The 22220-nt window shown below is 49.0% G+C and carries 16 protein-coding genes; 4 read left to right on the top strand and 12 right to left on the bottom strand.

The features are described 5' to 3' along the window. Positions 1-44 precede the first annotated feature (44 nt). Entirely contained in the window at positions 45-602 is a 558-nt protein-coding gene (locus EL633_RS12145; protein WP_126627433.1) for a hypothetical protein, read from the bottom strand. A gap of 366 nt (positions 603-968) precedes the next feature. Between EL633_RS12145 and gyrA the strand changes: the two genes are divergently transcribed. After that, entirely contained in the window at positions 969-3593 is a 2625-nt protein-coding gene (gene gyrA, locus EL633_RS12140) for a DNA gyrase subunit A (protein WP_126627432.1), read from the top strand. Between the two features lie 100 nt (positions 3594-3693). Here the strand turns inward: gyrA and EL633_RS12135 are convergent, their stop codons facing one another. From EL633_RS12135 to EL633_RS12125, 3 genes are all read right to left on the bottom strand, one after another. After that, complete coding sequence (locus tag EL633_RS12135) at positions 3694-5424, bottom strand: MptA/MptB family glycosyltransferase (protein WP_126627431.1); 1731 nt, start codon at positions 5422-5424, stop codon at positions 3694-3696. 57 nt (positions 5425-5481) lie between these two features. Further along, positions 5482-5859, bottom strand: a complete 378-nt coding sequence (locus tag EL633_RS12130) for a hypothetical protein (RefSeq protein ID WP_126627430.1) — start codon at positions 5857-5859, stop codon at positions 5482-5484. Between the two features lie 277 nt (positions 5860-6136). Next, complete coding sequence (locus EL633_RS12125) at positions 6137-7804, bottom strand: glycosyltransferase family 39 protein (RefSeq protein ID WP_126627429.1); 1668 nt, start codon at positions 7802-7804, stop codon at positions 6137-6139. A gap of 413 nt (positions 7805-8217) precedes the next feature. Between EL633_RS12125 and hisS the strand changes: the two genes are divergently transcribed. After that, positions 8218-9522: a histidine--tRNA ligase gene (gene hisS / locus EL633_RS12120; RefSeq protein WP_161982100.1), complete on the top strand. Its 1305-nt coding sequence runs from the start codon at positions 8218-8220 to the stop codon at positions 9520-9522. 131 nt (positions 9523-9653) lie between these two features. Here hisS and EL633_RS12115 read toward each other — a convergent pair whose 3' ends face one another. Together EL633_RS12115 and EL633_RS12110 are read right to left on the bottom strand one after the other, a co-directional pair. Then, complete coding sequence (locus tag EL633_RS12115) at positions 9654-11204, bottom strand: hypothetical protein (protein ID WP_126627427.1); 1551 nt, start codon at positions 11202-11204, stop codon at positions 9654-9656. 188 nt (positions 11205-11392) lie between these two features. Continuing rightward, positions 11393-12580 carry a M24 family metallopeptidase gene (locus EL633_RS12110; protein ID WP_126627426.1) on the bottom strand — a complete coding sequence of 396 codons (1188 nt, stop codon included), beginning with the start codon at positions 12578-12580 and terminating at the stop codon, positions 11393-11395. A 160-nt stretch (positions 12581-12740) separates the two neighbouring features. Between EL633_RS12110 and pgeF the strand changes: the two genes are divergently transcribed. Continuing rightward, positions 12741-13673 (top strand): peptidoglycan editing factor PgeF, encoded by a 933-nt coding sequence (gene pgeF / locus EL633_RS12105; RefSeq protein ID WP_161982099.1) that lies wholly within the window; start codon positions 12741-12743, stop codon positions 13671-13673. A 190-nt stretch (positions 13674-13863) separates the two neighbouring features. Here the strand turns inward: pgeF and EL633_RS12100 are convergent, their stop codons facing one another. From EL633_RS12100 to EL633_RS12075, 6 genes are all read right to left on the bottom strand, one after another. Then, positions 13864-15456 carry an acyl-CoA carboxylase subunit beta gene (locus tag EL633_RS12100; RefSeq protein ID WP_126627424.1) on the bottom strand — a complete coding sequence of 531 codons (1593 nt, stop codon included), beginning with the start codon at positions 15454-15456 and terminating at the stop codon, positions 13864-13866. 347 nt (positions 15457-15803) lie between these two features. Continuing rightward, positions 15804-16256 carry a hypothetical protein gene (locus EL633_RS12095; RefSeq protein WP_126627423.1) on the bottom strand — a complete coding sequence of 151 codons (453 nt, stop codon included), beginning with the start codon at positions 16254-16256 and terminating at the stop codon, positions 15804-15806. Positions 16257-16271: 15 nt separating this feature from the next. Next, the gene (locus tag EL633_RS12090) at positions 16272-16511 is read right to left on the bottom strand and encodes a hypothetical protein (RefSeq protein WP_246039214.1); all 240 of its coding nucleotides are present in this window, start codon (positions 16509-16511) and stop codon (positions 16272-16274) included. A 210-nt stretch (positions 16512-16721) separates the two neighbouring features. Then, complete coding sequence (locus EL633_RS12085) at positions 16722-18368, bottom strand: GAF domain-containing sensor histidine kinase (RefSeq protein WP_126627421.1); 1647 nt, start codon at positions 18366-18368, stop codon at positions 16722-16724. Positions 18369-18639: 271 nt separating this feature from the next. After that, complete coding sequence (locus EL633_RS12080; protein WP_126627420.1) at positions 18640-20295, bottom strand: sensor histidine kinase; 1656 nt, start codon at positions 20293-20295, stop codon at positions 18640-18642. Positions 20296-20307: 12 nt separating this feature from the next. Then, entirely contained in the window at positions 20308-21054 is a 747-nt protein-coding gene (locus EL633_RS12075) for a response regulator transcription factor (protein WP_126627419.1), read from the bottom strand. Between the two features lie 251 nt (positions 21055-21305). Here EL633_RS12075 and EL633_RS12070 point away from each other — a divergent pair, with 251 nt between their 5' ends. Next, a complete protein-coding gene (locus EL633_RS12070; protein WP_126627418.1) occupies positions 21306-22001 on the top strand; it encodes a hypothetical protein in 696 nt (231 codons plus the stop codon). The last annotated feature ends 219 nt before the right edge of the window (positions 22002-22220 follow it).

Raw genomic sequence — 22220 nt, 5'->3', positions numbered from 1 at the left:
CTCAAACAAATGAGCGGTGTGAATCACGATGCGAACAACATGCCTTATTTCTTGGCAGCTTTTCTACGCGATGCAATCACGGCCACGGTAATTGCAATGATCGCAATCAAGAAAATAATTGCCACATAATTCAACGGATCTGGTGATTGGACATCTACAGAGACGGTTGAACGACCGGCCGTGGTTCTAAAGTAATTACTTAGATATCCAAGCACAAAGGCACCCGCAATCACGGCGGGTACAATACCTATAAAACGTTCCTGGGGGGTAAATGGTCGAGGGAATGCTTTATTACCTACATAATAGCCCAGAGCAACCAGGGCTGCAAAGATAATCAAGGACCAGAAGGGACCGCCAAGAAAACCGGTCGCCAGGCTGGTCTGTGGCTGCTGACTGGCACCGGCAGCATAGCCAATCACCGCTGGAAGGCGATTAATAAAAGAACCAACAGCATTACTTGTGTCTTGATGGACAAGGAACGATGCTAACAAAATAAACACTAAAGAAACAAGCTCACGTCGCCACCCACGCTGGAAACCAACGACAACAAAAACCAGGATGGCCACGAAAAAGCACTGTTGTTCCGTGAAAGGTAATGACATATGTCTGAATCTCCCCAATGTCACCAGAATCACCAGGCACTACATAACCTGAAAAAAGCAGCAGCACAGAAAATTTCCCCGTAATTTCCATTCCTGCATTTAATCATACCACAGGTTATTTACAAAACCTAGAGTCTTTGGAGGCAAAATTCTGTCTTTCTTCTCTCTAGTATCTATGATAATACGGGGGCTAAATAACTCAGCAGAAACTACCCGATGGTCAAAAAAATTCGTCAATCGAGGCCAAATGTGCTATAATAATGCAGGTAGGATCAAATTTTCTAGACCCCTCCAGGCAGCTTGTAGCAATGCTTCAACCCGATATCGCCTTCAGGCTATGTCTTACTTTTTGGTGAGGATGTTTTTATGGAACCGGGCAATGTAAAGCCAGTCAATATCGTTACAGAAATGACAGGAGCCTATCTCGACTACTCAATGAGTGTCATTGTGAGCCGCGCGCTCCCAGACGTTCGAGACGGCCTGAAACCTGTTCATCGTCGTGTACTCTATGCTATGGACCAGATGGGTCTACAATCAACAAAAACGTTTCGCAAATGTGCAGGTACCGTTGGCGAGGTGTTGAAGAGTTATCACCCCCATGGCGATGCGTCCGTGTATGACGCCCTCGTACGTATGGCTCAACCGTGGTCAATGCGCTATCCGCTTGTACTTGGCCAGGGTAACTTCGGCTCACAGGATGATGATCCACCGGCCGCGATGCGTTATACTGAGGCCAAAATGGCCGCCATCGCTGATGAGTTATTGAGTGATATCGAGAAGGATACCGTCGATTTCCGTCCGAACTATGATAATCAAGCCATGGAACCTGTCGTTTTTCCAGCACGGTTACCGAATCTGCTACTCAATGGTTCGACAGGTATCGCCGTTGGTATGGCGACCAATATTCCACCACACAACTTGAATGAAGTCTGTGATGGCATTATGTATCTGATCGACAATCCAGAGGCCACAACCGAGGAACTGTCACGTATCATTCGTGGTCCAGACTTCCCAACCGGTGGTATTATCAAGGGTCGCGAAGGTATTCGCAATATGTATGCGAATGGCCGTGGTCGCGTGGTTGTTCGCGCCAAAACCCAGGCCGAAGAGACCGAACGTGGACGCATCAGTATCATTGTGACCGAGCTGCCCTATCAGGTCAATAAAGCCGATCTGGTCAAAAAGATCGCTGAACTGGCCCGTGACAAAAAGATTGATGGCATCTCCGAGGTCCGTGATGAGTCCGATCGCCAGGGTATGCGTATGGTTATCGATCTCAAACGTGATTCCAATATGGAGAGTGTGCTCAACTCGCTCTACAAATATACCGCGATGCAGACAGCCTTCAATGCCAACATGCTGGCACTGGTTGATCAGCAACCACAAACGCTGGCCTTGAAGAAATTCCTGTATCACTATATTCGCCATCGTGAAGTCGTCCTGACACGCCGAACCAGGTTTGAACTGGCCAAGGCTCGCGCCCGCGCCCATATCCTGGAAGGTCTGAAGATCGCCCTGGATAACCTGGATGCCGTGATCAGCATCATTCGTACTTCACGTTCCGCATATGAGGATGGTCTGACCAAACTTCGGGAACAATTTGGCTTATCCGACGAGCAAGGCCGAGCTATCCTGGATATGCGTTTGGCCCGTCTGGCTTCGATGGAACGCCAGAAGATCGAAGAGGAACTAGCAGAGGTTCTCAAACGCATCGATTACTACAACATGCTGTTGAGTGACATCCAGGAGATCCGCAAACTGATTACCGCTGATCTCAAAGAACTGAAAGAGAAATATGGTAATCCACGCCGCACCGAAATTGAAGAAGCCGAGATTGGAGACTTCAAATACGAGGATCTGATCCCGAATGAAGAGGCCGTGGTGACGCTGACAGCGAAGGGCTATATTAAACGCCTGCCCTCTAACACCTATCGCGCACAGCGCCGTGGTGGACGTGGAGTAACCGGCATGGCAACCCGTGAGGACGATACAGTACGCCACTTACTGGTCACCCATACCCACGATAACTTACTCTTCTTCACTGATCGCGGTCGCGTCTTCCAGTTAAAGACCTATGAATTGCCCGATGTCAGTCGAACCGCTAAAGGCGAACATCTCATCAACATGATTGCCATTGAGCAGCGTGAACGCATTACCGCCATCGTCTCAGTGCCAAAGGATGCCATAGGGGATGTCTTGATTGTTGCCACCAAGAAGGGTGAAGTCAAGAAGACCAGAATGAGTGAGTTCGAGGTTGTCCGTCGCCAGGGTCTGATCGCGATGAACCTGGAGGACGACGACGAGCTGATCGGCGCCAAAATGGCCAATAACAAAGATGATGTCCTGCTCATCTCGGCTAAGGGTCAGGCCATTCGCTTCTGTGTGGATGATCTGCGCCTGGCATCCAGAACCAGTGGCGGTGTCCGTGGTCTCCGTCTGAACGACAATGATACGGTGGTCTCGCTCAATCTGGTAAAAGCTGATAGCCATCTGCTGATCGTCACCGAATACGGCTATGGTAAACGTACACCCGTTGAGGAATATCCGCGCCATAACCGTGGCGGTAGTGGTGTTATCACATCCAGGGTCTCCGACAAAACTGGTTCAGTCGCCACCGCCCGTGTGGTAACTGACGAGGATAGTGATCTGATGATCATCTCAGCCAGCGGCGTGGTAATCCGTACCGATGTCAATGCCATCAAAGTAAGCGGACGTGCTACCCAGGGCGTAATCCTGATGCAGGTCAGCAAAAACGACGCCATCGTTGCCGTGGCCACAACTAACGGCAAAAAGTCCTCAGAGCTTGAAGATGATGAGGAAGAAGGAGTCGAGATAATACTTGACGAAGCAGGAATGCCAGCCGTACTTGACGAAACAGGGGCGCCAGTCGCTGTTGCGGTCAGCAGTGACAGCAATGAAGAAGTAGATGACGAGGATGGCGAGTCCCCGGTCATTGCCAGCGAAGAAGTAGTTCCAGAAGACCAGGAGTAATAAAGACCATTCCTGTCATACTACTGGAGAACAGCAAGCTCCCCGTAAAGCCTGGCTTTACGGGGAGCTTGCTGTTCTCTCATATCACAAGCGCTGCTTATTAGGCCTTCACGTCTGAAGGTACAACACCTGCGACAGCTGGCGCTGCAGATACATCACGCCTGACTGGCCAGAACTTCAGGAAAAGAAGAAAGGCGACAATGGGTACCAATAACATGGCCGCATTCTGCCAACCTGACCATGCCAGTTGAGGCGGCTTAAATCCCAGCAGTCTCCAACCAACCATCGTCGTAAAGTAGGCAAAGAAAGCGGTGGCCGAGAAGGTAAGTCCAAATACCATGGTAGCCCGGCTCAAGCGTCCCATTCTCACGTCTGACAAACAGAATGGTACCAATCCAACTAACCAGATCAGATACCAGGAAAAGAACCAGGGGGCGGTCAACAGAAATCCTGTCAATGAGGCCAATGTCACCAATGCAATCGTGCGTGTATTTGGCGCACGCCACAGGTAGATACAGCCCAACGCAATAGGCACCAGCATCGCCAGCACATTGACAATATTCCACAACTTCCGGCTCTTCAAAAACATCAGGCTTGCCGGTAAGGCATGGGCATTATTCATGTACGAGAACGTGGCAAGCACAGAACTGATCGACTGCGCATTTGAGGGTAGCGAGGTAAAACCGTGGATAATCTCAGATGGACTATGGCCAATCCAGAAAGGTCCGTAAAATACCAGCGACATTATCAGGAAAACACAACTGGCAATGATTGCCGAGCGCAAAGCTGGTAACCAGGTCAACTTGCCATTTTTGCTATCAGCTTTAATGGTCGCAAAGAAGAGTGCCAGCACAAATACTGCCAGTACAGGTGCGGCACTAAATTTGACCAGGAATGCAGCGGTAAAGGCCAGGATAGCTGGAATATAGCCGCGCCACTGCAAGAATGTTCCAGCGCGTTCAGCACGTGCGCTCAGATAGAATCCAAGCAACATAAATGTCACCATAAAGACATCGTTGTGCGCACCCAGACCAGCCTCAAGCAACACCAATGGATTCCAGGCATAGAGCAGGGCACCTAACAACACAATATGTGGCGAACGGCGCATAGTGCGTAAACAGGCGATGATCAGGACAATATTGGCGAAATGGCACAGTAAGGCAAAAGAACGGAAGACCAGGATGATGGTCATCTGCGTCGAACTGCCAACCAGCGCTAAGCCGGCGCTGACCAATGTCCAGATTGGTCCATAAATAGAGACCGTTGATTTCCAGTACAGCCACTGATAGGTCACATCATGTGGAAAGGCAGAAGGTGGTACAAAATACGGGTTGGACGAATACAGGGTCAGTAAGCGTCCATAACTGGCATAAGCGTAGACATCTGTGGTAAGGATACCAGGCGTGAATAGAAAGATCGCGCCACCAACCACGGCACCAATCCAGATCAACGTGAGCATATATGTATAGAGGCTGGAATTTTTCTGTCGATAGATAAAAAACGCAGCCAGAGCATAAACCACGAACAGTATAGCCAGTAAGGCCATCATTTCAATAAAGCTTGTGCGATGGATAGATAGATAGCGGTCGTCTGAAGCGTTACGCAGTGCTTGCGTGGGGATCCAGTGTCCTAACCACTTCAGACTTAAACTTAGCCAGAGATTTGTCTTAATACCTGCAACAGTATAAAGGACAGAAACCATCATTAAAAGAGTTAAAAGATACACGCCGGTATAGCACAGCAGAGGCCAGAGAGAAAGCTTCCTCTGCTTTTCAGCTGCTGGACCCGTCATAGAAGGCGTGCGCGCAGTTTTCATAGCGTTTTCTAGCAAGAATTACTAACTCCTACAAAGCAATCGGGCGCAAGTGCTCGGCTGCATGGGCCGAATTTACGGGGTCATTGTGAGCGATTTGGCTCCTCGGCGTATTCGCCTGCCTTGACGCACCTGTTGGGCCGACATACGATCTTTCTGTGCTTCTAGCTTGACCAGTGGGAAAGGACGATTGAACTGCTCGGTAAAAGAATCGGCTTTCTCATCTGTGAGTTCTGCACGCCGTTCGTACGAACGAGCAAGAATATCGCGCTTCATCTCATCTGGTGCTTCTGTGAGGAGGAGATGTGCCAGGGCAAAATCAGGTTTTCCTTGATCAGCATAAGCCTCTGCCACTGACAGTCCATCAACTCCTTGCTCTAATTGCTGTTGCGCTCGTGTGAGAAAAACAGCATTGAGCATATTACTATACAATTCATTGAATGAATTGGGCATTTTCGGCTCCCCGATAATAGCTAAGCTGAAAATTTCTTTCAGTAGCTAGCTAGCTAAGGTATTAAAATGGACATATCTTTAATAGTATCATAGATTCTTTGATCGGGTATAAAACAAGTACTTAGGCGTATCTTGTTGTTGGTCGATGCCTGCGGCATCGACCAGATATTTATGATGCCGTTGCCGAAATTTGACGGCACAGCCGCCAAATTTCGGCAACGGCATCATAAATATGCTAACGATACCAGACCTATGCTAACGATACCAGGAATACCTTTTAGGGGGTGTGAGTTGTATAGAGGCGGACGGTGACTGTTTTTGTGATGATCTGGTCGGTAAAGTGATAATGTTGGTCGAGCCAGCGTTGGGTTTCTTTGACACGGGTGGCGTCTTTCTGGTTAGCGATACGTCCGGTTATCATGAAGATGCGGGGGTGTTTGCTGGCAAATGTTGAGAGCGCGGCTGGCTGTAATGCCAGGGTTGGATCATTTTGAGGCTGAGCTGTACTGAATTTGTCCCATGAGAATGCGCCGGGAGCGTCGGCAGTAAAGTGTGCGCCATTAGGATAGGCATGCAGGTAATATTCTGTGGCAATCTGACATCCCTGGGTGGTTGTGTTGTCATAACAGACCAGACCGTCGCCGGGCTGATAACGATCCAGGACCCAGTGGATTGCGCTGTTCCATTCCTCGACCTGGGCATTTTGATAATAATGGGGCACGACCAGTAATGCGGAACCGATGAGGGCACAGATTATGATGGCCTGCACCAGGCGCCAGCGCCAGACGATTATTCCAAGAATGGTGAGCAGACAAAATGGGGGAACAACAACGACCAGATAACGCGTCGAAAAGAGGCGCAATGAGCCCTGTGAAACGATATAGCTAATGATAATTGGCAAGAGGAACCAGCAAAGCAATATCCAGGCAAATGGCACGAACTTCTGCAATTGATCGTTGTCTTGCAATACTTTCCAGAAAAGCTGCTTTCGTTCTTCAGGACGGCCAATAAATCTGGCTACTATATTGATAGCAAGCACCAGTAATCCAACCAGAATACACAGTCCTACTATCAGTAAATAACGGGGGTTGCTACCACTTATAATAGTGAAGAGTGATAAAAGTTCTTGCAGGCGAGGAATAAATAACCAACCTGTCTTTGAACCTTGCAGGCTGACCAGAAACATCGGTATGCTCAGGATGGCAATGGCGACCAGACTGGCGATAAAGATGCCTGTATGCTGGCGTAGCCGCGAGCGCCATGCGCTGGATACGACAAACAGACCTGCCAGGGCTACGAATTGGGCGAAAAGGATAAAGATACTAAACAGGTGGGTGTAGATGGACAATGCGGCCGTCAGGATATAGAGCAGCCACCAGCGTTTCTCTAAGCTCTCGGATTGTACGGCTACGAGTAAAGCCCACCAGGATAGGCAGATCAGGAGTAGTTGTAAGGCGTAGGCACGCGTCTGCTGAGCATAAATCAGTTGCAGGTAATTGGTGGCATAAAGCAATGCACCAAGCGCCGCACCGATGGTTCCTAAATAACGGCGGGCCAGGAGAAATACGACACCGGTACTCAGGGCTGCGCAGATGGCTGAAGGGAGGCGCACGACCCACTCAACGGGGGCAATCCCCAGCAAGCTGGTAGCTCGTAGCCAGAAATGGAGCAATAGATAGTAAAGTTCCATATTTGGCTCGGTACCAAAGATTGTACGCCAGAGCAAAGGTAATGGTTGGCGGGCCAACTCTACCGAAAAAGCCTCGTCAAACCAGATGCCCGGTCGTCCCAGATAGATCAGGTTCAGTGCCAGTGCCAGTATAATCAATATGGTACATAGCAACCATGGACGTTCAGGAGAGAAGATCGAGTTTTGTATGCACGCTATGATAGAATGATCATGACTGATCGTTACTGCATCTCCATCAGATTGTATATCAGTCATGACAGGCTACCCTTCTGCTTGAATGCATGATTACACATATAAAATATCCTACATCATCTATAATAAAGTACCTTTTTTTTGTGATACCTATAGAAAAAAGATAACGCATCCTCACAGGTAACACAACTCCTGTGACTAATATGGAGATCCAGCCAGAGCTTTTTCATGTTCCTTTTTGGCGCCTGCGGCGCCGGATTGGGGGTGTGGAGTGTGTGCGGTGCGCGGCTGCAGCCGCGCACCGCACACACTCCACACATGAAATAATATGCATCTGATCGCTTACTAGTGATCTCCCTGCGATCTCTGGGCGAACATGAAAAAGCTCTGGGGTCCAGCAAAAATGCTGTTAGCGTTAAGCTCGATCTGTTATAATAGCTGGAACTTGTATGTGCGTGGAGGATAAGGATTACATTATGCCAGAACAATACAGAGCCTTACAAGGCTTTAAAGACATTTTACCAGAAGATCAGCCGTACTGGCGCTTTATTGAAAATACAGCGGCCGAGGTGGCGCGCCTCTACGGTTATCAGCGTATTGAGACGCCTATACTCGAGGATACCGCTGTCTTTCGCCGTACCTCGGGTGAGGCAACAGATATCGTTGAACACGAGATGTATAGCTTTAATGATCGCGCCGATAAAGAGGGCCGCAGTCAGAATATCTCGTTACGCCCGGAAGGGACGGCCGGTGTGATGCGCGCCTATCTGGAACATGGCATGTTTAAGTTGGCTCAGCCAGTCAAGCTGTACTATCTGAGTATGCCGATGTTTCGTCGTGAACGTCCCCAGGCTGGACGTTTACGTGAACATCATCAGTTTGGCTGCGAGGCACTGGGCGAGGCTGATCCAGCCATCGATGCTGAAGTTATCGGCATGCTCTATCAAATCTATGCGCGCCTGGGCCTGCAAAATATTCGTGTGCGCTTAAATAGTATCGGGGATCAGAACTGCCGCCCACAATATATTGAGAAGCTCAAAGCATATTATGAGCCATTGCTGGATGATTGCTGTAACGATTGCCAGGTACGTTTCCATAAAAATCCTTTACGCCTACTGGACTGTAAAAATCCACAGGACCAGAAGAAGATCGCCGATGCACCGCGCATCACGAATAATCTATGTGGTCCCTGTCAGGAACACTTTGATACGGTGCAGCGCCTGCTGAAATTCTATGATGTACCCTTTGAGATCGACATGCTGATCGTGCGTGGCCTCGATTACTATACACGCACCGTCTTTGAGTTCACCTCCACTATCGATAATGTTGCCCTCAATGGTGGTGGTCGTTACGACGGCATGGCTGAAATCTTTGGTGGTCCACACACACCCGGCATCGGCTTTGGCGTAGGTATTGAACGCGTGATCCTGGAAATGAAACGCCAGGGGATCGAGCCGCCGGCTGAAGCTAAACCTGCCGCCTTTGTGGTCTACTTTGGTAAGAGTCAGGAGCTAAGGGATACGGCCGCCAAAATTACGGCAGAACTGCGACGAGCAGGACTCAAGGTATTGATGACGTATGGCGAGCGTAGCACCAAAGCTCAGATGAAGCAGGCCAATACATCAGGCTCCTCATTCTCGATTATTATTGGGGAAGACGAATTAGCAAATGGTACAGCCACCGTCAAAAATATGCAGAGTGGCGCTGAGAGCAACGAGAACAAGCAAGTTCAGGTCAAGCAGTCTGAACTACTATCCTATCTCCAAGAGTACCAGCAGTAAGGTCTCAGGGGTCTAACAGATAGATTTTAAAGAGCAAGCCTGCACTCAGGACTGAAGAAACACCGGTTTCAAAGATTCAGTCTTGAGTGCAGGCTTGTTTTTATATGAGCCTGCCAGATGAGCTAATCGCGTTAGCGACTCGTGGGTGGACGAGGATCGGTTTGATCGTCCTCTTCTTCTGTCACGTTATATGGCGGCACCTCAATAGGCACACGATAACCACCACTATAGCTATTGGGCTGCTGTGAAGCATTAGATTGCTCGCGCTGGTCTAGCTGTACTGGCGCACGCAGATCAGTCGTAATCGCCTTCACCAGACGCTCTACACGATCCCAACGGGCCGGGAAACGATCTGAATAGAACTTTTCATTGCCCTCGGTATCATAGATGTAAAGCACATACTCCTGATCAGAGAAACGATAACGTACCGTCGTATATGGTATCCGTACTAACTCAGCTACTTGCAAAGTTGGACGTGGGAACGACTGTGGATCGAGGCCGGGCTTATCAACGGTTTTACGCTCAGATTCAACCAGTTCAACGGTCGCACGCCAGACATCAGTTGGTACGAGATCGGGTGGTGCATCCATATGCAGCGTTTCGTTAATTTCAGCGCTATAGACCAGATCACCCTCGGCTTTTGTCAGGTACTGGGCAGGAATGACGGTATCGCCAATAAAACGGGTCTGGGAGCGTAGATCAAAGCGACGGTTAATCTCACGATGGCGCACAACTTTGCCGGTTCCAGCACAGTTGGAGCACAGAGACATCTTGGCACCCTGACAGGTCGTGCAGACACGTTTACCATTGCCACAGGAACAGTTGACCTCGCCGTTCACACAATCTGGACAAGGGACGGTAGGTCCTTTACTGGCGGGATCGGTGTCCACTGGATTAGGAATGGGCACACCCTGCTGGCGAATGTTGTCGAAGACATCTGAGAATTTGTTAGTGACACTGCTGGCCACATTGTCTGCCTGCTTTTTGAAGAATGGCTTCTTCTCGCCAGGAGTCCAATCAGACACATAGCCACGGCCACGGCAGGTGGTGCAGCGCTTCTTGGTACGTCCCTTACATTCAGGACAAACAATCCAACCACGCCCATTACAGCCCGAACATAATACATGTCCTGTACTGTTACAAGAGGTACAGGAAACAACTTCATTCATTTCATCCAGGCGCGTCCGTGTGGTTGGGGCCTTCAGGCCGGTTACCTCGGGAAGTTCATAATCCCAGACTGGCAGTAGCGGTCGAGGACGATTAGCAGTGCGGCCGGTATATGGCTCACTAATAATTTCCATTGCCCGCGTCTCCCAACGCGTCTCTAATGAGATCTCCCAGACCTCATCGACACGGGTCGAGAGAATATCCATATATGTGCCGAGATCGCGAGCGACACGCCAATTTTCGTTGCTCCAGGCATTAATTAACTGGCGCAGACGCTGCTCTTCGACATTAGATGGCTGGTTCGGGGACGCTGGCGGAGCCTGTACTTGCTGCCAGTAATCGCCCGCCTTGTCAACCACGCGCTTAATACGTACCTGGGCCTCATTAGCTCCCTGGGTAACCACACGTCGCAGCTCTTTCAACTGCCGATCTATTTCATCCTGACTCGGTCGACTGGTATTATTATTGGTGTTGTTATTATTTATATTTGGATCTTGATCCCATTGATCACCCATGTGATACTACCTCCCTCGTGCTCAAGAATACCGTACAATGAAGAAGAGGTCCTGCACCATTACAAGGCCATCATCAATGATTATTTCACTATTATGTACGTGAAACGAATATGAGAGTTGTAAGAGCTGCGTATATTCCACCAACAAGGAGGCTCTTTGAGCTACAGGTAGCCCAAAGAGTCTTCAACTTAGAGCAGGGGAAAGATCTCTTCCTGGATTGGCACACCGGTTACTTCAGCATCGTCCTCAAGGATCAAAAGATTGACTTCACTACGAATACCAAATTCCGGTAGGTAGATACCTGGTTCAATTGAGTTACAGGTATAGGGGAGCAGGATACGCTCATCCTGGCTCTCAAAATTGTCGATATTTGCACTATTACCGTGCAGTACAGTACCAATACTATGGCCGGTACGATGTACAAAATAGTCGCCATAGCCAGCCTTCACGATAACGTTACGCGTCACATCATCTATCTCTCGTCCCTCAACCGTATGACCAGCCGCCAGACGTTCACGGGCATAGGCAATGCCACTATCACGCGCATTCCGTACTACCTCAAACACCTCGCGCTGACGAGCAGGAATCTCATCACGCGTGCCCGCGAATGCTACCCAGGTATAATCTCCAAAGACTGCATCTGGGCGGGGAAGTTTGGCCCAAAAGTCGAAGAGCACCAGGTCGCCACGCTTGATCAGACTATGTTGCAGGGCCGTGGGCTCGTAGTGAGGATTACCACTATTGGCATTGACAGCGACAATCGGTAATTCATCTTCCGGCAATTCCAGTCCGGCCTGCTCAATCAGGGCCACAAAACGTTGTTGTACATCAAACTCATTCAACTCTTTACCGGCACGCAGATCATCACCTAATTGGGCGAAAAGAATGTCTTTGGCCGCCATCAAAAGACGTCCAGCTTCACGCTGCGTATAAATCTGCTCCTGGGTAAGCTGAGCGATAAAACGCTGAGCCATATTGGCTGAAGAAACAACCTCGACACCAAAGGAACGAAGCAACTCAACGGTTCCGGCATCCACCCGTGAAACATAAGGGATCGCGTTCATCGGCGAGTATTCCATAGCCACGCGGGCCTGAACTGGTAGAGTTTTCCGCAGCAGTGTGTGCATCTCTTGCCAGGTTCTAAATAGTAAACGCTCACCTGGCAGTGAACTCAAAATATGCGGTTCGACCGCGCTAATCAGAGCGGTCGGCGCACCCTGCGCAGGCACATAATAGAACCAGCGGCGCGTATACATAGCGTCCGTCGGCAATTGTAAAATCTGATAGGCAATAGGATTGGATTTCCGAAAATCATAGAACAGCCAGCCAGTCAGTTGTGCTTCTTGCAACGCTTGCTGGATACCTTCAATATTCATCAGACGACCTCCCGACAAAATACATTTCAATGCATATACACTATCACTATATCACCACATCCAAACAACCTGGGATAATCGAAAAGTGGCTTCTATAGTCGTGTCGAAAACTGCTGTGATACAATAGACACAGCATTGCTAACAGTAAAAAGGAGCCATTTTGATCGAGCACCAGTATGAAAATGTTCGCTATCTCCAATTTAGTCACTATCGCCCTTTTTCAGAGCTCCAACACGGAGTCTTTACACGCCTCGGTGGCTTTAGCGAAGCCCCCTATCACAGCTTAAATACTTCCGCTCCTCCAAGAGGTGGTGGTGATACATTCCCCAATGTGGTTCGTAACCGGCAACTGGCATTACAAAGCCTGCAATTGTCTGATCTACCCAGCGCAACCCTCTGGCAGGTGCATGGGGCCGATGTGCTTACGTTAGATCTTGAGCAGTCATGGCGCACAGACTGGGCAAATATGTCCTATTATGAGCAGGCCTGGACACCCGCGACGATTCGGCAGGGGGATGCCATGATCAGCCAGGAGCGTGGGGTGGCAATGGCACTATCGTTCGCCGACTGTGTGCCGATTACGTTCTATGATCCGGTTGCACATGTCATGGGAATTGCCCATGGTGGCTGGCGCGGCACTGCACGAGGTATTGTGATGGCTACGGTTGCAGCTATGCAAAACAGGTTTGGCAGTCAGCCACAAAATATCTATGCCGGTATCGCACCTGCGATCGGCCCTTGCTGCTATGAGGTCTCGCAAGAAGTACAGGACCTTTTCATGGGCAAACAAGAGTTTACTGAAAAGCCAACCGAGGAAGTGTATCGCGAACGCGTCAAAGCCTCGGCGGCCTTCTCCAGCGTTGAGCAGAGCAGTGGGCCCAGCCTGCGCCTGGATCTACAGGAGACAAATCGCCAGCAACTACTTCTGGCCGGGATCAGTTCTGAACATATTGAAGTCATGCGTATCTGTACCGGTTGCCATACCGATCTTTTTTTCTCGCATCGCAAAGAGCATGGTAAGACAGGACGCTTTGTGGTCATTATGGCGTTAAACGATGTATTGACATCGGGCACATTTGCAGAAAAAAACTAGCAAGAAGGTCACGATCCTTGCTAGCAAACTATGATGGGTATTATGGGTATAAGTGGTCCTGATTACATAATACCTACCCAGCAAAATAAGCACATCGATATAATCGGCCCGTAAAAAATCCATGCGATCAGAAACAGCCCGGCATTGCTGCCGGGCTGTTTCTTGTTTACTAGCAGAGTCTTACGGTTTACTAAAGAGGAATATTACCGTGCTTTTTGGGAGGATTGGTGTCGCGTTTATTTTTCAGCATCTCTAAAGCACTGATCAGTTTAATACGTGTATAGCGAGGCTCGATTACCTCATCAACATAACCACGGCTGGCTGCGATATAGGGATTTGCAAACCTGGCATTATACTCGGCGATTAATTCTTTACGGCGCTGCTCAGGATCGGCAGCTTTATCAAGTTCATCTTTAAAGAGAATATTTACGGCACCATCGGCTCCCATGACCGCAATCTCGGCGGTCGGCCAGGCATAATTGATGTCGCCACGAATATGCTTGCTACTCATCACATCATAAGCACCACCATAAGCTTTACGCGTAATCACTGTAATCTTGGGCACGGTGGCTTCGCAGTAGGCATAGAGCAATTTTGCACCATGGCGAATAATTCCGTTATGCTCCTGACCCACACCTGGTAAGAAACCTGGTACGTCCTCCAAGGTGATGATCGGAATATTGAAACAATCACAGAAACGCACAAAGCGCGCCGCTTTATCCGATGCATTGATGTCCAGCACACCGGCCAGCACACGTGGCTGCTGAGCAATAATACCGATCGAGCGGCCATTTAGACGCGCAAAACCAACCAGAATATTCTGCGCAAATAGCTCCTGCACCTCAAAGAAATCTCCATCATCAACAATATGATGAATAACCTCTTTCATATCATAGGGCTTACCTGGATGGTCGGGAATAATCTGATTGAGCTCATCAATCACACGGTCGGGCGTATCTTTAGGCGCATACCTTGGAGGATCATCAACGTTGTTGGAAGGAAGATAGCTGATGAGTCGCCGAATCATACCCAGGCATTCGGGTTCACCAGGACTTGAGAAGTGGGCGACGCCGCTGGTGCTATTGTGTACACGGGCTCCTCCCAGGTCTTCAAAGTTGACATCTTCATGTGTCACCGCTTTTAAGACGTTGGGGCCGGTCACAAACATATAGCTGCTCTCTTCAACCATAAAAATAAAGTCTGTAATGGCCGGAGAGTAGACGGCACCACCGGCACAGGGTCCCATTACGGCAGAGATCTGTGGCACTACGCCAGAGGCCAGGGTGTTGCGCAAGAAAATATCAGCGTAGGCACCCAGGCTCACGACACCCTCTTGAATGCGGGCACCACCGGAATCATTTAATCCAATGACTGGAGCACCGTTGCGGATCGCCAGATCCATGACTTTACAGATCTTTTCGGCGTGTGCTTCTGAGAGTGAGCCGCCAAAGACGGTGAAGTCCTGAGAAAAGACGTAGACGAGGCGGCCGTCAACCTTGCCGTAGCCGGTTACGACGCCATCGCCCGGTATCTTTTGGTCTTCAAGGCCAAAGTCGTTGGTGCGATGGGTTACGAACATGTCTAGTTCGTTGAAGCTGCCTGGATCTAGCAGGAGGTCGAGGCGCTCGCGTGCGGTGAGTTTGCCTTTTTTGTGTTGCGCGGCGATGCGCTTTTCACCTCCTCCGAGCATGGCGCCTTCTTGTAGGGTTTGTAGTTCTGTGATTTTTTCCTGGGTGCTTTTGAGTATGGATGTTTCTTGGGAACTGCGCTCTCCAGTAGTCATTGTTAACATATCTCCATTGATTGTGTGTAAATGGTCAACCGTTTGATTTCCCGCCTGCGGCGGGAAAGGGGGAGAGGGGGATTGGCGGGGGACACCCCCGCGCCCCGGCAGAAGGGCCTCGCCGGCCCTCCTGCACCTCCCAGCTCTTTGGGGGATTTTACTCCCTGCCCCATATTGTGTATGTTTTGTGGCAATAAAGCAAGGTGTCATTATTAGAACGAGGGAGGGGTGAATCTTGAACAAGAAATATGATAGGCCGCACGAGGTAGTGATTGGGACTTCGACCTCGTGCGACCCATATAGTTGTATGCAGTTTGTTTGAACGGTAGGTTATGCATAAGTGGACGCTAAAGATGCTGGCAACGCAAAGAAATTATGCCGGGCGCGAAGTGGTTCGCCTTCTGCAGATACTCTTGTTCATTTGCCTCGATCATCAACTTATGCATGACCACAACATCACCATCTGGTAGCGGTTCAGCCGGCTGTAAGCATAACTCCATCACAGCACAGCCACGTTCGTATACCTTTACCAGACCTCCGCCACCAGGAATCCGATACACCCGGTTATCAATTGTGGGGCTCGACACTTCAAGGTAACCAAACTTGATTAGTTGCTGGTACTGATTCTCAGAGAGCATCTCGCGCATAAGTGCTTTTGCCCGACTCTCGGCTGAGAGGTGCTCGCTCACCGACTCACGTAAACGGCCTACGCTCCCATCAGGGGACTGTGAGAGGTAGTAAATCGCAAGCAGGAGAAACAACAACCAGATACCGAGGAATAAACTTAGCGTCTCCAACATAGCGAATTACACTCCTCACCCACCCACAACTCGAGGTACAAGGACAATTTGCTCGGCGGTACGATCAAATTTGTCAATACGCTCTACAGTTTTACCCGACTCTACCTTGAAGGCAGTGGCTCCCTTTTTACGCTCATCAGTAAAGATGCGCTCAGCTTCTTGAATGGCCGCCACAGCTTCTGGATCCTGGGCTTCTACTTGTTGGGTATTCCAGATAATTCGATCGTCGCCACGGCGGGACATGACTCGTAGCATACCCACAGTCTGTCTCCTTTTTATGTACAAAAGCCTACACATTACCGAGCCGTATTCCTGGCTTCTCAGCAGCAAGGAACATATTGGAATAATTTGAGCATAGCACGCAATCATAAACGCGTCAAGGGCAAAGCATTAAGGAGACATAAATATGGTTGAGTAAACGTAGGGCTCTATGAACATAGAGTAGACGGTACCAGGTGTCTTTTCTTAATTTAACAGGCAAGGTAAAAGACAGGTGAATGTGCTTCCTTGACCTGGCGTACTTTCAATAGTTACAGTGCCATGATGCAGTTCAATGAGCATTTTTACAATCGCCAGACCTAATCCTTGTCCTCCAGCTTGCCTGATACGATCATTGGGGGCCTGGAAGAAGCGTTCAAAAATACGTTGGTGGAATTCGGGGTCAATACCACATCCTGTATCTTTCACCTGTAGTTGTAGCATTGCCTGCGGTTCATCGTCCGCTTCAAGAGAGGTAGCGGACACACTATGTCCAACCTCAGCCCGCTTGGCGGAAATCAAGACACTACCACCAGCAGGCGTAAATTGCAGAGCATTATTAATGAGATTACGCAATACCTGCTGTAAACGCACAGCATCGGCATATAAACGTGGTAGGTCAGGAGCAATATCGATATGCATCTGTATACCATTATCCGCCGCCGTTAATTCTAATTCCTCAGCTGCATTCTCAATCACGTCCGGTAAACGAATCAGCTCTCGATTCAGCCGCATCTGTCCCGAGTCCGCGCGTGAGATCAATAGTAGATCTTCAAGGAGCGCATATAAGTTTTCACTACCAGCCCGCGCTCGTTGGACAAACTCGTGGTGATCGGGGGTTAGCTCACCACCCACACCACTCAGTAGGAGATCCAGATAGCCATTGATGGCATTCAAAGGTGAACGTAGTTCATGCGTGATCATCGATAAGAATTTGGCCTTACCGCGTTCAGCATCCCGCACAGCTGTCATATCGCGTGCAACCACCAGACAAACAGGTGCATTTTTTAACGCCACTGGCGTCACACTGATACCCAGCAAGCGATTAGAGCCAGCGGTGTGAATATCAACTTCTGTGTAGTCCAGGGCTTCTTCATGAGATAATGCGTGCTCAATCATACAGCCGTGATGGCAACACATTGGTTTTGGCTCATTGTGGCAGCCAAAGATATCAGCACAGGTACGATCCACCAGTTGCTCTGACGGCAAGTTAAACATCTGGCCAAAAGCAGGATTGACCTCAATGAAACGCTGCTGATCATTGATCATCGCAATACCATCGGAACTTGCAGCCAGAATCGTACGCAAGTAGTGCTGATCTCGCTCTAGCTGTGCGCCCATCTGCTGCATCGTGCGCAGATGTTGCACATTCCAGATGGCTGGTACAGCCTGATTAGCGAAGGTTGAAATAATATGTCGCGTTTGCTCGGAAAATACAACGGGCATTTCACTGGTAATCGTCAATGCACCAATACAAATATCCTGATAGATCAGTGGAACCGAGAACAAAGCAGCTTCATCCACCAGAGCGAAATCCTGTGTCCACTTATCGGAACTATCATCAGGCAACGCGAGTGCTGTACGCTGTTCTATCACCCATCCCTCCACACTGGAATCTGGCTGAAAAGGGATAGAGAGCAGCTTATCTGTAGTGGCCTGACTGCTGGAATACAGCATCAAGGAAGTAGCGGAAGGGTCTAATAGCGCCACAGTACATTGGATATCTGGAAAAAGGCTACTCACATTGAGAGTAGTGGTGCGCAAGATATGGAGTAAGTCCTGACTGTCCGCATCAAAGGAGGGCACATGATGCAAAAATTTGCGATCATATATAGAAGGTTTGTGTGATGTCATCAACGCTCTCTTTTTACTTCTTTGTTTTTAAAGCAGGAAACAGGTATTGTTGTATAAATCCACCGCCCCCACTACCCTGGCTATTCGAGGTCAACGCACTCTTATACTTTGCAGAATTGAGTGCTGTACGTCAAAGTATACCACGGCAATGCGAGCATTTATAGATCTGCGTTACTAACTTCCGGGCAAGCAATCCGGGTTCTTCCATTTGAAGGCCCACACTAGCAGCTCTTATATACAACACAAAATAAACTATTGACACGTCAACAGCTTATTTCTGAGTTTGCAGTAATGGCTGTGTAAGTGCATGCTGAGCGCCAGTATGCTGGAGGGGTAGCGTAAATGAGATACGGGCTCCACCGTCAGGTGTGTTTTCAGCCCAGACACTACCACCATGAACGGCAACGATGGCTTGTACAATGGCTAGACCAAGTCCACTGCCACCTGTTTTGGATTGGCGAGCATTGTCGGCACGATAAAAACGATCAAAGATGCGTGGTAGGGCCTCTTCAGGAATACCACTACCCGTATCCGTCACCGACACAACGGCCATATTCCCCTGCTGCGTGGCGTCAATGGTGATCATGCCTCCGCTGGGAGTATAATTTAAGGCATTATTACATAAGTTCGCAAAGACGCGGGTCAACATATCAGGATCAACTTCTAAAGCAGGAAAGCTATAAGAAATCGCATTGACTGGTTCAACCTGTTGTCGCTCAAACTCGGTAACCAGGACCGCCAGAATTTCATCGACGAGGACCGCCAGGCGTAGTGGCTTTGGTTTTGGCTGTAGCGCGCCCGCCTCGACCTTAGCCATCACATGCAGATCCTGTACCAGCCGCCGCAGGCGCAACGTCTCACGAACAATAATACGGCCTGTCGCCTCATACTCCTCATGACTCTGATTAATACCATCTACCAGGGCCTCTCCCAGACCTGCAATCGCGGTCAATGGTGTGGCCAGATCATGGGTAATATTCATAATCAATTCGCGACGCCAGACCTCTTGCCGTCGCAATTCATCTACGTCTTTTTTCAGTTGAATTGCCATATCATTGAAGGTATGAGCCAGTTCTCCCAGTTCTCCAGGACCATCCACACTCACACGAGCATCATAATCACCCGAGGCCAGAACACGCGAGGCGGTAGTCAATTTCGCCAGGGGACGTGTAATTGTACGTGAATAAAAGATGGCAACAGCCGCCACCAGGATGGCAATAATGGGCGTCGCCACCAGAACGGCGATCCCAACCGTCACCACAAAACCTGGTATCGCATTGGAGAATGGCGTCACAATCACTGCTCCAATTACCGTAGGTGGAGTGCCAGATTCATGTTCATTCGCAAAGATCGGCGCGACATAAAAAGGCATCGAGGCATCCACTGGTGTCTGATGACCAAAGACACCACCTTCTCCATGACCATGTAAAGCACTAGTAATCGCGACTTTCAGTCTGGCTTGATCGGCATTGGGATGCGTAGGATCTTGTACATTCAAAAATGATTGGATGACGTTAAAGGCATTGCCACGCGTCATTCCTGATGGATAAACAAGCTTGCCCTGAGCATTCAAGAAAAGATAAAGGTGTTCTGAACCTGCATTATTTTGTGTGAAGGCATTCTTTGAAACGGCTCTAATCGAGAGGACCAGCAGGGTTGTCTGATTTGTCAACACCTTTTTTAAGCGGGCCTGTGCAGTATCAGAGGCATTGCCATCCAAGATACTTTTATTATGGTCATACACAAGCCCAACGCTTTGTGCCCGATCAGTGGCCAATGAGCTGATGCGCGACTGCTGATCCACATTATAGTAATAGCCAATAACCAGGATGGCTGTGAGAGCCAGGAGACTTGATGAGAGCAATGCTACAATTACCGAGCCTAAAGCCAGGCGCCAGCGAATATTCTGCCACCAACGTAGACGCATACCTTTTTTCCTCTATGAACTGGCAACCGCACGAGCTTTAGCCTCAAAACGATAGCCGACACGCCAGACGGTCTTAATATAGCGCTGCTGTGGATCTACTTCTATTTTTTTACGTAATGAGCTGATATGTACATCAATAGTGTGTCCATCACCCAGATAATCGTAGCCCCAGATCTTATTCATCAGCACTTCACGCGTAAAAACGCGGTCCGGTGAGCGGGCCAACAGAGCCAACAAGTCAAATTCGGTTGGTGTCAGGGCTACTTCCTGTCCTTGTACCATGACCCGACGAGCCAGTAGATCAACGGTCAGACCTGGAAAAGAGAGGGCCGACTCACTTTCACGTTTAGCTGCGAGCGGCTCTCTGGTGGATTTCACATCGGCCACGTCTTGCGCTCCCACCCGACGTAAAATAGCCCGCACCCGGCTCACCAATTCGCGAGGACTAAATGGCTTGACCAGATAATCGTCAGCACCGATCTCCAGACCAGCGATCCGATCGTCTTCATCACCACGGGCGGTCAGCATCAAGATTGGCGTTTTGGACCAGGAGCGGATCCTGCGGCAAACTTCAAAGCCATCAATCGCCGGCAACATAATATCTAAAATCACCAGATCAGGATGTTCACGGGCATGCAAGGCCAGTCCATCAGCTCCATCTCTGGCCACCACAATATCATAGCCGGCATCTTTTAAATATAAATTGATAAGATGAACAATACCTTCTTCATCTTCAATCAACAAAATTTTCTGGGACATCAATCACACTCCTGAAAAATCTGGCTCATCCTTATGTTCATAGTAGCATATCCAGGGGCGAAAAACAGGATCTTTTGTGATAGCCGACAAATCTTGAGCAATTCTTGAATATTCATAGATGTATCTCGAAGATTTCAACGCTATGATAGAAGCGTACCAATAGCGATGGCACAAAGATAGTTTTAAGAGTTGAAAGCATACATCATATATGCTACATAAAGAAGTGTATACATATAAAAGGAGCCTTCTGAATGAAAAATCTTACTAAAAGAAAATTAGTAATGTTAGCTGGTGCTGCTGGCGCGTTGATCATGCTGGCAGTAATGGCTGGAGCTTTCTTCCTGATGCCAATGATGGCCTCAGCAAACAGTAATGCGGCAACGCCCACGGCGACAGCCACAAATACAAAAAAAGGTGCAGCATACTGTCAACAATTCGAGCAAGATCTGGCCAAGCGCCTCAATATCTCGGTTGATACCCTCCAGCAGGCTCGTAAAGGCGCCTCAAGCGATGTTATCGACCAGATGGTGAAGGATGGCAAGCTGAAACAGGCACAGGCCACAAAGATCAAACAACGCATCGCCAATAGCAAAGGACAGTCCTGTCCCAACCTGGGTAAAGCCAAGGCCTCACCTGCTGCTAAAATATTCAAAAAGTATCATACCGATGCTCTCCAGCAACTGGCACAGGGACTACATTTGAGCAGCGATCAGCTAACAGCCCAGTTGAAGAGTGGCAAGAACCTGACAGCTATCGCGACAGCCCAGCATGTCTCCAGCAACGATCTGAAGACCCTGGTACAAAATACCATTAACAGTGTCTTGAAAAAGGCTGTTAGCGCTGGTGATCTGACACAGAAACGTGCTGATGCGATCACCGCCGCCATCCAGAAACATCCACAGTTTGTAGAGAAGATGCTGAAGCACACAGGTAAAAAACAAGCCTAAATTTTTCAGCCGCTCAATCAAAGTTAATAAAAAGCCATTCATCTCATCTGATGAATGGCTTTTTTTGCGTAGTAATATACTGATCCAAATTCATTTTTCTAGCTTGTTGGTCGTGTTTAAATTGTGTAGTATATATGACAAATTGTTTGCTCAGTCGTATAAATGAGTAAATGCCATGGAACAAGTTCGCTCTGGCATATCTCATCTATGCACTTACTT

The organism is Dictyobacter alpinus (genome assembly GCF_003967575.1).
GTDB lineage: Bacteria > Chloroflexota > Ktedonobacteria > Ktedonobacterales > Ktedonobacteraceae > Dictyobacter > Dictyobacter alpinus.
Note: the sequence above shows the minus strand (reverse complement) of the source record. Positions and strands in the feature narration are given on the sequence as shown.